Here is a 13,625-nt window from a genome sequence, read left to right as displayed (position 1 = left end):
AACGCATGTTTGAAAATATTAATAAGCCCTTGATTATGGGGATCTTAAACGTCACGCCGGACAGTTTTTCCGATGGCGGACGTTTTACTGTCGTCGATACGGCGCTACGCCAATGTGAAAAAATGCTAAAAGAGGGGGCCGATATTATCGATATCGGCGGAGAATCGACCCGTCCCGGCTCCGAACCGGTTAACGCGGCGGAACAAATCCGCCGGGTGGTGCCGATTATCGCGAAGATCAGGCAACAAATCTCCCGTGAGATACCCATCAGCATCGATACTACGTTGAGCGCAGTGGCCGAAGCCGCCTTACAAGCCGGCGCCAATATCATCAACGATATATCCTCAGGTCAGGGCGACGACAAAATTCTGCCATTAGCCGCCGCCAGTGATGTGCCGATCATTCTGATGCACATGCAAGGCACGCCGCTCACGATGCAGGACAATCCTTATTACGACGATGCCGTCACTGAAATCCTGGCCGCCATACGACAACGGGTCGATGCGGCCCTCGCTGCGGGCATCGCGAAACGTCGCATCGCCATCGACCCCGGCATCGGTTTCGGCAAGCGCAAACAGGATAATATCGACCTGCTGGCGCATTTAAGCGATTTCGTCGCTACCGGTTATTCGGTATTGCTGGGGACCAGCCGCAAGCGCTTTATGGGCGGCATCTTAAATGTCGAACAACCGGCGGAGCTGGTGACGGCGACGGCGGTTACTACCGCATTGGGCGTCATGGCCGGGGTGCGGATGTTTCGCGTGCACGACGTCAAGGAAAACCGGCAGGCGGCCGACCTGGCCTGGGCCATCAAACAGGCGTCGGACTGATTCATGCGCTTGCATGAACTGGAACGGAAGTTGTCAGCGTCTGTATTGACGCGGATCGATGAGCCGTTGTTGCGACAAAAGGCCATTGAATTGTGGTTGAAACGTGATGATTTGTTGCATCCGATTGTTTCCGGCAATAAATGGCGCAAATTAAAATACATTCTCGAGCACGCACTCGGTTTGGGGTGCCGGCGCATCATCAGCATGGGAGGCGCCTATTCCAATCATTTGCATGCCTTGGCCTATACCGGCAAATGCCTGGGACTGGCGACCGCCGCCTTCATCAGGGGCGAGCGGCCAAAACGCTTAAGTCCGACCCTCAGGGACCTTCTGGACTGGGACATGCGATTGACTTTCGTTTCGCGCAGTGATTACCGAGAGTTGAGAGCTTACCGACGCCATGACAGTCTGCCGGGATTGCAGAACGGCGACTATTGGTTACCGGAGGGCGGAGCGACCGGACTGGCATTGCAAGGCGTGGCCGAGATTGTTGGCGAAATCCATTTAAGTTTCGATGTATTGTCTGTGCCGTGCGGTACCGGCACGACGTTGGCGGGCTTGATCAAGGCGGTTCCGGATTCGGCGGAGGTGTTGGGCATAGCGGCCTTGAAGGGGGCGGATTTTCTCTATCATGATGTCGCTGAATTGTTAGCGGATGCGGCGCATAAAAACTGGAGTCTGGCCTTGGATTACCATTTCGGCGGGTTTGCCAAAAGTAACATGCTATTGACCGAGTTTATTGACCGCTTCGAACGGCGGCACAATATCGCGTTGGACCCGGTCTATACCGGCAAGATGCTCTATGCCTTGTACGACCTGATCGAGCATGATCATTTTTCCTCCGGAAAACGTATTATTGCCATACATACCGGTGGCTTGCAGGGAAGGCGGCGCTGACTGTTTTAGATTTGCGCGAGGGGCACGACAGGCTCGATTTTATCAATATGATTGGATCAAGGCTGTCAAGGCGAGAGAAATCAATGTTTGGGACTGGCAGAGCCTTGGTTTTTATGGCAGGATGCTTAAGTATTCAACAATGTGGATTATGAATGGTAAGCGTTGCAAGTCGAAGCCATCGAACGCAAAACGTTATCATGAGCCGTCCCGGTCTTTACTCAATCTGCATTAATTTTTCCTGCCGTTCATCGTTTGCTGAATCCTCGATCGACGGAATCGTGTTTCTCGGTGATGCTTGGTCATCCATATATCAGAACGGCAAAATCATCAGTTTCCGAAAGCGGTGTGGATGCTTCGAAGAAGGTTTTCACATGCGAGTCAGTAATTTAATAGCAACGAAAGGCGCAATATGAAAGCAAATATTGGATTGATCGGCCTGGCCGTAATGGGGCAAAACCTGGTTTTGAATATGAATGACCACGGCTTCAAAGTTGCCGTTTATAATCGAACGACCAGTAAGGTCGATGATTTTTTGCATGATGCGGCCAAGGGCACTCATGTGATCGGAGCCCATTCATTGGAAGAATTAGTCGACAAGCTGGAATCGCCACGCAAGGTCATGTTGATGGTCAAGGCCGGCGAGGTTGTTGATCTGTACATCGATCATCTGCTGCCGTTGTTGTCGCCCGGCGATATCATCATCGACGGCGGTAATTCGCTGTATTCCGATTCCAACCGCCGTACCGCGTATCTGAAGGAAAAAGGGATTTTATTTATCGGCACCGGCGTTTCCGGAGGCGAGGAGGGGGCAAGGCATGGTCCTTCGATCATGCCGGGCGGCAATAAGGACGCCTGGGAAGCGGTCAAACCGATTTTTCAGGCCATTAGTGCCAAGGTGGACGGCGCGCCCTGTTGCGAGTGGGTGGGCGATAACGGCAGTGGCCATTATGTCAAAATGGTACATAACGGCATCGAGTATGGCGACATGCAGTTGATCTGTGAAGCCTACCAATTGCTGCGCGAAGGGCTGGGCCTGAGTGTCGATGAAATCCAAGGTATTTTCGCCGACTGGAACAAAGGCGTGTTGGATTCCTATTTAGTTGAAATCACCGCCAACATTCTGGCTTATAAGGATGAAAACGACCAGCCGTTGATCGACAGCATTTTAGATACCGCCGGACAAAAAGGCACCGGTAAATGGACCGGCATCAACGCCTTGGATATGGGCATTCCGTTGACCCTGATCGCCGAATCGGTGTTCGCCCGCTGCCTGTCGGCGCAAAAGGATGACCGCGTCAAGGCGGCCCAGCATCTGCCGAAAAAAGCCAGCACCTTTAACGGTGATAAGCAGAAGATGGTCGATGCCATTCATGACGCCTTGTATGCCTCCAAAATCATTTCCTACGCCCAAGGTTTTCAATTGATGCGGGAGGCGGCTTCGGAATACCGCTGGTCCCTGAATTACGGCGAGATCGCGTTGATGTGGCGCGGCGGTTGTATTATTCGTAGCCAGTTCCTGGGTAATATTAAACAGGCTTTTGACGCAAATCCGGAGCTGGAAAGTCTGTTGTTGGCCGATTATTTCGCCGAGGCGATGAGCCAGGCCGATGCTGGTTGGCGCAAGGCCGTGATTCAGGCGATCGAATTGAATGTGCCGACGCCGGCATTCTCCTCGGCCCTGGCCTATTTCGACGGTTATCGGACCGCTCGTTTACCGGCCAATCTGCTACAGGCGCAGAGAGATTACTTCGGCGCCCATACCTATGAGCGCATCGATCGGCCACGCGGTGAATTCTTCCATACCGATTGGACCGGACACGGCGGCAAGACGGCATCCACCACTTACACAGTATAGGTGGGTTCATGAAAGCAGAAGCATGTACTTATGTGATTTTCGGCGCGACCGGTAATTTGTCGCGCATCAAGCTCATGCCGGCCTTGTATCAGTTGGATGACGGCAATCTGCTGCCGGAAGGCACCAAGATACTAGCCGTCGGCCGGCGTGATTGGGATCAACAACAATGGCAGGCCGAAGTGCGCGATATGTTGCAGGCAAAAGCCCGTAACGGTTTGGACGAATCGGTGTTCAAACGCTTCAGTCAACGCTTGTATTTTCAAAAGGGCGATTTGAAAGATCCCCAAAGTTTCACTGCGTTGGCGGAGACATTGAATGATGCGTCACGTTTCCCTCAAAACAAGGCATTTTACCTGGCGGTCAGTCCGGCCGATTTTGGCGGTACGGTAGAGCGACTCAGCACTGACGGCTTGCTGGAGGAAGATATCGGCTGGAGCCGGGTGATCATCGAAAAACCGTTCGGCTATGACCTGCTCAGTGCCCAGGCCCTGCAAAAGCGCATTGGCCACTATCTGCGGGAAGATCAGATTTACCGCATCGACCACTATTTGGGCAAGGGGACCGTGCAAAACCTGTTGGTGTTTCGTTTCGCCAATACCATGCTGGAACCGTTGTGGAACCGAAATTATATCGACCATATTCAGATCACTCATTCCGAGGAACTGGGGATCGGTTCGCGCGCGCATTATTACGATACCTCCGGAGCGATGCGCGACATGCTGCAAAGCCATCTGATGCAATTGATGACGTTGGTGACGATGGAACCGCCGGCGTCGATGGATGCCGAATCATTGCGCGATGAAAAAGTCAAGGTATTGAAATCGGTGCGGCCGATTCCGAAAGAAGCGGTCAACGCCTATGCTTTTCGTGCCCAATATAGCGGCGGCAACATCAAGGGCGAGAGGGTGAACGGTTATCTGCAAGAGGCCGATGTGCCGTTGAATAGCGTCACCGAAACCTATGCCGCCTTGAAACTGTATATCGACAATTGGCGCTGGAAAAACGTACCGATTTACATGCGCACCGGCAAGCGCATGAGCAAATCCCAGTCGGTGATTTCGATCTGTTTCCGCCGTCCGCCCTTGCATTTTTTCCGCGATACCCATATCAGCTGCAATAGCCCCAATTGGTTGTTGTTGGGTATTCAACCGGAAGAATGTATTCGCATGGAAATGACGGTCAAGGAACCGGGACTGGAAATGAGTACCCGTATTACCAGCCTGGACGCCAGTTACCGTCAGGAAGACGAGTTACATACCGACGCTTACGAAGATTTACTACTCGATGTCATCCAAGGTGATCGTTCGCTATTTTTGCGCTGGGACGAAGTCGAATATGCCTGGCGCATCGTCGATCCCATTCTGCAAAGGTGGTCCGAAGATCGCGACTACATCGCCACCTATCCGGCAGGTTCCTGGGGGCCGGAAGAATCCCGTCGCCTGTTCGACAAGGAACATCAGCATTGGCGCCATTCCTTGACGCCGGAGTGTTCGTAAGGTAATGATTGGGTTAAGTTGTATGTGATCTACCATGTTCCATCGACATCGAGCATTCGCTTGGTAATTTTTTTGATTAGCGGCATCGACCAAGGGGTATGCGTTTTAGATCCTCGATGAATATCGTTAGCTGGAGCAAGCATAAATCAGTACCCAGCATAGACGGTGTTTCTTGGCGATTGCCTTACAACAGGGCCGTCATTATTTTTTGTTGTTTATTAGTCTATGGTTAATGGCTTTTATCGGCTATATTAGCCGCTGAAAATTTATCTCTAAGTCGTATTAATGGCAACAGGAGGTTGTGGACCTAAGCATTGTCGCCATGTAACCGAGCGTTTTATTCTAGGCCGGTTCGCCTTCGATGCCGTTGTGGGACTTTTTAAAAATTTGGCTTATAGTTTGATACACAAAGAGTTTATATGTACGAAATCAATAGAAAAATAAGAAAAAAGGGGATGTTGATTGCTTTTGCCGCATTGTTTTCAACGTTCGGCACTGTGTGGGCGGAATCGGACATGCAACTTATGGAAAAAGCGTTGAAGATACGTGAAGGAAGGGACCATAAAGGCATGGATCATTCGGCGCATGCAAAATCGCAAGATGCCAGCAAAATATTTCGAGGCGTATTCTATGGTTATTTGCCTTGTGATCAGAAAGATTGCGACGGTATCAAAACGACCTTGTCGCTTAAACAAAAAAACAATTACTTGTTGGTCACGCAGTACGCAAAAGCCTCAACCAGAGAATATTACGAGAAAGGCAAGTATGTTTGGGATGAACAAAATCGCCTGCTAACCCTGACGCCTAAAAAAAAGGAAGCCAAAAGGCTATACAGTATTCAAGATGAAACCTCGCTGATTCAACTTAATGTCGACGGAACCCCCCTGGCTGGTAATTCAAAAGACTATACTTTGCAAAGAAGCGATTCAATCAAATCACGGCAGGTCCACATACATTAGAAACGGTTAGGAATTGAATAAAGGTTGTTCTTTTTCAGGTTTTGAGAAAGAGGATTAGACAACCTCCTGGCAGCTCAATTAACAGTGTTTTCTTTACGTTCCATTGACTGATACTTTTGAGTTGGCGGAAAGCCGTCCACGGATGGATTCTGCCCGCATCCAAAAATCATGGGCTATGATTCATTCTGGTTTATTTATAGGCGACCCTGTGTGGAGATTTCGCAAACGTAGAGTAATAATGACAATGACAGGCAATTAACATGGTAGATGGAGTAACAACAAACGCGGAAATAGTTGACGACCCAATCGATCTGACCAGTTCCGAATTTTATATTAATCGTGAACTGAGCCTGCTCGAGTTTAATATCCGAGTGCTGGCGCAGGCCAAGAACGAAAAGTTGCCATTGTTGGAACGCCTCAATTACTTATGTATCTCCTGTTCCAATCTGGATGAGTTTTATGAAGTTCGTGTCGCCAGTGTGATTCAGATGGCGCAAATGGATTCGGGTGTCATTGCGGCGGATGGATTAACGCCGCATGAGCAGCTGGAAAAAATTGCCGTGAAAGCCCATGATCTGGTGGATGAACAATACCGGGTGTTGAACGAGGTTTTGATCCCGCAATTGGAAAATGAAAATATTCGTTTTATCCGAAGGGATCATTGGAGCGAAGAACAAAAGAAATGGTTGTCGCAATATTTCAACGAAGAATTATTGCCGATCCTAACCCCGGTCGGGCTCGATTCCGCTCATCCTTTTCCGCGCATCCTGAACAAAAGTTTGAATTTCATCATCTCCTTGACCGGCAAGGATGCCTTTGGCAGGAACAGCGGTCGCGCCATCATTCAGGCACCACGGGCGTTGCCGCGCATTATTCAATTGCCGGCCGATGAGACCGGTAGCGGTTCCCACGACTTTGTTTTTTTGTCCTCGATTATTCATGCATTTGTCGATGAATTGTTCAACGGAATGAAAGTGAAGGGGTGTTACCAATTTCGTGTAACCCGAAACAGCGACTTTTTTGTCGACGACGATGCGATAGACGATTTGCTGCATGCCGTGGAAGGCGAGCTGGCCATGCGCAATTATGGCGATGAAGTCCGTTTGGAAATCGATATCAATTGTCCGGAAGAAACGATAAATTTTCTGCAGTCACGCTTCGAACTAAACGATAACCAAGTCTTTTTAGCGACAGGGCCAGTAAATCTCAGCCGGATTCAAGCCATTTACAATATGGTGGACCGCCCCGACCTGAAATTTTTGCCTTTTAAACCCAATGTGCCGAAACCGCTAGGCAGAAAAAAGGATATTCTTGCCGCGATCAGAGAACAAGACCTATTACTGCATCATCCTTTCGAATCCTTTATGCCGGTCGTGGATTTCATTCGCCAGGCCGCCGAAGATCCGGATGTCATTGCTATCAAACAAACTCTGTATCGTACCGGTGTCGATTCCCCCGTCGTGGCAGCTTTGATCAAAGCTGCCAGAGCGGGAAAAGAAGTCACCGTGGTGATCGAATTGCGCGCCCGTTTCGATGAAAAGGAAAATATCGGCCTTGCCGCAAAATTACAGGAAGCGGCCGTGCATGTTGTGTATGGTGTCGTCGGCTATAAGACCCATGCCAAAATGTGTTTGGTTCTCCGCAAGGCGAGTAAGGAATTGCAGTATTATGCGCATTTGGGCACCGGTAACTATCATCCGAAAACCGCCCGCTTATATACCGATTACGGCTTGTTTTCGAGTAATAGGGAGTTGGGCGAGGATGTCAGGCGGATCTTTGCCCAATTGACCAGCTTGGGTAAGGTCACGAAGTTAAATAAATTGCTGCAATCGCCGTTTACCTTGCATTCCGGCCTCATCAAAATGATTGACCGGGAGAGTGAAAATGCCAGGAAAGGCAAACCGGCGAAAATCATTATCAAGGTTAATGCCGTGGTCGAAGAGCAGGCGATTCAGGCCTTGTACCGCGCGTCTCAAGCCGGGGTCGAAGTAAAGTTAATCGTGCGGGGCATCTGTTGTCTAAGGCCTGGCATGCCCGGCGTTTCGGAAAATATCGAAGTGCGTTCGATCATTGGCCGCTTTTTGGAGCATACCCGGGTATACGCATTTTTCAATGATGGTAACTGGGATATTTATGCAGCCAGTGCCGATTTGATGGACCGCAATATGTTTCGCCGGGTCGAAACCTGTTTTCCGATTGAGGATAAAAAGTTGCATGCCAGAGTTTTGAATGACTTGGAATGTTATTTGAAAGATAATTCCCAGGCCTGGGTGTTACAGAGCGATGGCCAGTACCAATTGATACAACCTTCAGAAGGGGAAGTGGAGTATCAGGTGCAAACCGAATTATTAAAATCGTTTACCACAGGTTGAATGATGGCATTATGGAAGGCTAAGGAATTGAAAGGCTTGTTATGAAACAATCCCAATTGATTAAGATTGTCGATGTATTTTCCTTTATCGCCCTTTTATTGATTGTGTCTACGGGAACACTGCTGGAATTCACCTTGCCGATACGAAGCGGACCAGCCACGGTGTTGGGCATGACCCGCCATGAATGGGGAGCGCTTCATCTTTACGTGTCGATTGGTTTCCTGGTGATGATGAGTCTGCATTTATTTACCCACATCAAATACATCAAACAGTTGTTGCTGGGTAATGCCAGCACGGCCAGTAAATACAGAATGGGTGTGGGGTTGATCGGCTTGGTGGCATTACTTTTGATTATTTTGGCACCGTTCTTGGCTCCTGTTAACGAAGGTGAAGGCAGCGGCCGTCGTCATGGGGCGGGCTATCGTCTAAATTCGGGGAACTAACCCTAATAAAGCCTTGAAAAAATGATATCTCCTTGAGCGTTTCCCATTCTTCTTTAACGTGATTTACTGGCGTAATCACTGTGCTTTGTAAGAATCTACTGACCTTATGTTGCTAAATGTGATGATCGAAACTATATTCAATTACTATGAAATTTTTTCGCTTGTCATATCACAGAAAAATAAGCCGGTTTTTGCGAACCTTGGCTTTTGCTTTTAGCGTTATGACTGGCTCTCTTTCGCTGTTCTGGACCGGATATATTCATGCCGGCGATTCCGTAGTAACGCCTTTTAGTTTGGTCGAGCAATATCGCAAACTGTCTCGTGCGGAATTACGGGAAATTTTTTTCGGACGGCAGACACGTTGGCCGGACGGTTCGCCGCTAAGGGTTTTTGTTTTACCCGACAAGCATCCTGTCCATATTCGTTTTGCCAAGGAGGTTCTGGGAATTTATCCTTATCAATTGCGGTCCGCCTGGGACAGGATGATTTATTCAGGCACAGGCACGCCACCGGTTGTTGTGGAGTCACTCGAGCAAATGAAAAAACAAATTCGTAGTACGCCTGGAGCAATCGGCTATATCGAGGAATAGGAGGGGGCAATTGGATATACGAGACACTTTTATGTGTTACCGCAAAGCTGTTCAGGGCATTTTAATCGTCCTATCATTTACCTGGATGACCAATTGCGGGGCTTTGGAGCTTGGTTTGGGCGATTGGCAGGCCCATGGATTTGTGAGTCAGGGTTATACACTGACTTCTAATTATCATGTCTTTGGACAAAGCCGCAATGGCGGCAGCCTAGACTTTACCGAAGTTGGCGTCAATGTTCTGGGACACATCACCCCCAATTTACTGATGGCTGCGCAAGGGTTGTATCGCTCGGCAGGAGGATCTGATAACGAGGATTTTCGGCTGGATTTTGCCAATCTTGACTACCATACTTCGATCGGTGACCGGGCAATAGCGGGCATACGCATGGGTAGGGTCAAAAACCCCTTCGGTCTCTATAACGATACTCGCGACGTTGTTTGGACGCGGCCCGGTGTTATGATGCCTCAGTCGGTTTATTTCGACTCTTTGGCGCTGCGGCAAGCGATGATTTCCTCGGATGGAGGCGTGTTGTATGGGCGCTATGCCTTTGGCGACCATGCCTTAACGACAGAATTTGTCGTGTCCGAACCTCTGGACGACCAAGGCGGAGCAACGGCCTTTTTGACCGGTATTCCCAATGTTCAAGGGCATTTAGAAGGACGGCCATTGTTTGTCGGCCGCATGGGTTATGAATGGCGGGAAGGGCGCTTCAAATTATTGTTCAGTGTTGTCGACCTCGATCGTGACTTCGAATCCAAGACGCCTGGTTTGCCATCCGGCAATATAAAGGCGTTTTACCCTCTTGCTTCGGCGCAATTAAATTTGGAGGATTGGAGCTTTAGCGCTGAATACGGGCAGGTGACCACTGTACGCAGCGGTTTTATTCCGGGCGGCGGAACGATTGAAAACACCTCGGAAAGCTTTTATGTACAAGCGCAATACCGCTTTATGCCCGATTGGTCCGCGTTGTTACGTTATGATAGTTTTACCGCCAACATCGACGACCGCGATGGTGAAAGCACTGCTCGCTTAACAGGTCTCCCCAAACATAGCTTTTATGCACGTGATCTGACGATCGGCTTGCATTGGGAGTTTTTGCAGAATTGGCTGTTGGTTTCGGAATATCATTCCGTTTGGGGAACCGCTTGGCTGTCGCCGGCGGACAATCCAGATTTGGGGACGCGAACAGGGCCTGAGCGTTGGGATATGTTTTCATTGATGCTGTCTTACAGGTTTTAAGGCGCGCAAGTTAGGTGGCAATGTGTTAGCGAGGACAAAGGGAAATCAGATTGGCAGCCGATTCATCGGTCTGCGATGGAAGAGTTTTCTGTGGATCAGTCTGCTATTGCTCAGCATGAGTTCGGTGTTTTATGCCTTGAACTATCATGCGCTTATGAGTCAGTTTCAAGCGCGCCAAGACGCCGATATCAATTTTCTTCGTCACCATATCAAAGGGCTTTTCACCGGTACTTCCGACCGCTTGATGCGATTAGGAGGGGCGCTGGCCACAATGACGGACTTGGGCGCGGCATTACATTCCCAATCCCGACAACAAATAAATGAACTGGTTTCCACCTATTACGCCAGTTTAGGCTATGAATTGGATATGAGGCAAATTGAGCTTTATACGACCGACGCCGCTCGGGTTGGGCGTTGGGCGCAGTATGGCGCGCAAGAGTTGCCGTCCGACCTTTATCAACTCACCGTTAAGCAAGTACAAGAAGAGGAAAGACCGAAAGCATTGCTCAATTGCCATCCTTTATGCTTGCTTTATGCCTTTGTTCCGGTCCTTGCCTCCGGAGAAAATGTGGGTGTGATCGCTCTAGGACAATCGGTTGCCGATTTTATTATAGACTTCAAGTTAATTACCGGTGCCGACATCGCATTGGCGGTCCCTTCAAGCAGCGGCGCGGCAAAACTGGAGACGTGGGGAGTGAGAATGCCGGCCTTGACCGACGCTGGGACATTATTGCCGCTATTACAGCATTTATCGCAACAATACACGGATCCATCGGCACTCGATCATGGCCGCATCATCAATTGGAACAAGGCTTATTATGACGTCCATCGAATTCAACTCGATACGATTATTCCCGGCCAAGCCGGTTTTATTCTGTTGATCACCGATGTGAGTCGGAATTTTCAGGAGATAAACCAAGCTTTGCAACAAGGTCTTATCACGACGCTGGCCAGCCTTTTGGTGGCTGAAATCATTTTACTTTATCTGATTCGAGTCCCCTTGCGACGATTGAGCCGCCTGGCTTTGCATTTGCCGTTACTTGCCCAGGGAGAGCATGAGCAGGCGCGACAATATTTTTCATCGCCGCAAAAAAGCAAAGGGTTTCGGGATGAGATCGATTTTTTATATGAAAGCGCCGTGCAACTTTCTCATCAACTGGAACAGAACAGTTTATCCCTGGCGGCGAAGAATCGCGAGCTGGCGGAGGAACGGGATTTTATCCAGGGCTTGCTGGCTTCGGCGCAAGTGCTCGTAGTGACGCAAACCAAATACGGCGTCATCCGAGGCGGAAATGATTTCGCCTCGCAACTTACCGGCTATACCCAAGAACAACTTTACGGCCGACGTTTTGTCGATTTGATCGCCGACAATGAATTCAGGGAAGAAGTACAAAATCAATTACAAGCCCTATGTGAAAGCGGACAGCGGCAAATGGAGCATGAGCATGATTTGATTTCCAGGGGCGGAGAAAGGCGTAAAGTCGTTTGGGTGCATACCCCGTTGCATGAAGAATATAGCGATGGCACCGCCTTGCTTTCGGTCGGTATGGACATCACCGAACGGGTGCAGGCCGAATCGAGAATGCGTTGGCTGGCCAATCACGATCCTTTGACGACGTTAACCAATCGCCACCGTTTTATCGAGGATCTGACCCGTTTTTACGAAGAAGTGGCCCGCACGGGAAGCGCCGCAGCCCTATTGGTATTCGATCTCGATCATTTCAAGGAAATCAATGATACCAGCGGTCATGCCGCGGGGGATGCCTTGCTGCGTATGGTAGCCGATGAATTGAAAAACAGGGCCAGAAAATCCGATATCGTGGCCCGCCTAGGCGGAGACGAGTTCGCCATGTTGATGCCGCAAACCGATGCTTATGGCGCGGAAACCTTTGCCAAACAATTGAATGAACGACTGGCGGGTACTCCATTCGTTTATGAAGAAAAAAGGTACCGGATTGGCGCGAGCATCGGTATCGCATTTTTACCGCAACATGGCGCGGATGTTCAGGAGGTGATGGCGAATGCGGATCTGGCCATGTTCGAAGCGAAACGAAGCGGGCGCTCCCGTGCCCGGGTCTATTCCGAAGAATTGCAGCAATCGCATGCCGTGACCCAAAATGTCTATTGGAAGGATATTTTGACCGAGGCGATGGAAAACCGGCAGTTGTTTTTTTATTATCAACCGGTTGTCGATATCGCTACGGGACAAGCGCTGTATCATGAGGCTTTGCTGCGCATGCATATGTCCGATGGCAGAATTGTCATGCCTGGTGAATTCCTGCCTTCCGCGGAACGGGCAGGGTTGAACTATGCCTTGGATTGCTATGTGGTTGAAATGGCCTTGCGGGAACTGTTGGCCGATCCGCATAAACGCCTTTCCATCAATTTGTCCACCGCGGCGCTGAATGATTTCGGCTGGACCGAATCGTTGGTAAACGCCGTTCACCAGCAAAACCTCGACCCTAACCGTCTGACCTTCGAAGTTACCGAAACCGCCGTAATCTCGGATATGGAGAAGGCGAAAAACATTGTACAGGATGTGACCGATTTAGGTTTTTGTCTCGCCGTCGATGATTTCGGAGCCGGTTTCAGTTCCTTGTATTATTTGAAACAGTTGCCCGTTTATTACGTCAAGATCGATCAATCCTTGATTAAAGATATCGACCGGGATCAGGAAGATTGTGATTTCGTGCGCGCGCTGGTTTCGATGATTCATGCCTACGGTAAAAAAGTGGTAGGAGAAGGGGTGGAAAACGAAGCGACACTGCGGTTGCTTAAAACCATGAAAGTGGATATGGTACAAGGTTATTACCTTGGCTATCCTTCGGCTGATTGCGTGATTGATGGCAATGAAAGCAACGAGTTTAAAAAACCGGCCGAATAGCTGAAGTCGGCAACGTCATGATTAATTAACATAGCAAATGCAAGGGAGTTAAATAAATT

The 13,625-nt window shown here is 49.5% G+C and carries 10 protein-coding genes; all 10 read left to right on the top strand.

The features are described 5' to 3' along the window. The first annotated feature begins 5 nt into the window (after positions 1–5). The 10 genes from folP (at position 6) to EP25_RS0103640 (ending at position 13,566) form a co-directional block, all read left to right on the top strand. Positions 6–830: a dihydropteroate synthase gene (gene folP / locus EP25_RS0103685; RefSeq protein ID WP_031432643.1), complete on the top strand. Its 825-nt coding sequence runs from the start codon at positions 6–8 to the stop codon at positions 828–830. 30 nt (positions 831–860) lie between these two features. Beyond that, positions 861–1,727, top strand: coding sequence for a 1-aminocyclopropane-1-carboxylate deaminase/D-cysteine desulfhydrase (locus EP25_RS0103680; RefSeq protein ID WP_327036910.1), 867 nt, complete (start codon positions 861–863; stop codon positions 1,725–1,727). Between the two features lie 409 nt (positions 1,728–2,136). Continuing rightward, a complete protein-coding gene (gene gnd / locus EP25_RS0103675; protein WP_031432641.1) occupies positions 2,137–3,582 on the top strand; it encodes a decarboxylating NADP(+)-dependent phosphogluconate dehydrogenase in 1,446 nt (481 codons plus the stop codon). A gap of 8 nt (positions 3,583–3,590) precedes the next feature. Next, the gene (zwf, locus tag EP25_RS0103670) at positions 3,591–5,078 is read left to right on the top strand and encodes a glucose-6-phosphate dehydrogenase (protein WP_031432640.1); all 1,488 of its coding nucleotides are present in this window, start codon (positions 3,591–3,593) and stop codon (positions 5,076–5,078) included. Positions 5,079–5,497: 419 nt separating this feature from the next. Next, a complete protein-coding gene (locus EP25_RS0103665) occupies positions 5,498–6,037 on the top strand; it encodes a copper resistance protein NlpE (RefSeq protein WP_031432639.1) in 540 nt (179 codons plus the stop codon). Between the two features lie 260 nt (positions 6,038–6,297). Continuing rightward, the gene (gene ppk1 / locus EP25_RS0103660; protein ID WP_051906369.1) at positions 6,298–8,409 is read left to right on the top strand and encodes a polyphosphate kinase 1; all 2,112 of its coding nucleotides are present in this window, start codon (positions 6,298–6,300) and stop codon (positions 8,407–8,409) included. Between the two features lie 41 nt (positions 8,410–8,450). Next, positions 8,451–8,852, top strand: coding sequence for a DUF4405 domain-containing protein (locus tag EP25_RS0103655; protein ID WP_031432637.1), 402 nt, complete (start codon positions 8,451–8,453; stop codon positions 8,850–8,852). 221 nt (positions 8,853–9,073) lie between these two features. Beyond that, complete coding sequence (locus EP25_RS21735) at positions 9,074–9,442, top strand: type 2 periplasmic-binding domain-containing protein (RefSeq protein ID WP_036300979.1); 369 nt, start codon at positions 9,074–9,076, stop codon at positions 9,440–9,442. Positions 9,443–9,473: 31 nt separating this feature from the next. Next, on the top strand, positions 9,474–10,682 hold the full coding sequence (locus EP25_RS0103645) for a hypothetical protein (protein ID WP_036300200.1): 1,209 nt from the start codon (positions 9,474–9,476) through the stop codon (positions 10,680–10,682). 22 nt (positions 10,683–10,704) lie between these two features. Then, positions 10,705–13,566 carry a bifunctional diguanylate cyclase/phosphodiesterase gene (locus EP25_RS0103640; protein ID WP_152555595.1) on the top strand — a complete coding sequence of 954 codons (2,862 nt, stop codon included), beginning with the start codon at positions 10,705–10,707 and terminating at the stop codon, positions 13,564–13,566. Positions 13,567–13,625 lie beyond the last annotated feature (59 nt).

The organism is Methylomarinum vadi, from assembly GCF_000733935.1.
Classification (GTDB): domain Bacteria; phylum Pseudomonadota; class Gammaproteobacteria; order Methylococcales; family Methylomonadaceae; genus Methylomarinum; species Methylomarinum vadi.
Note: the sequence above shows the minus strand (reverse complement) of the source record. Positions and strands in the feature narration are given on the sequence as shown.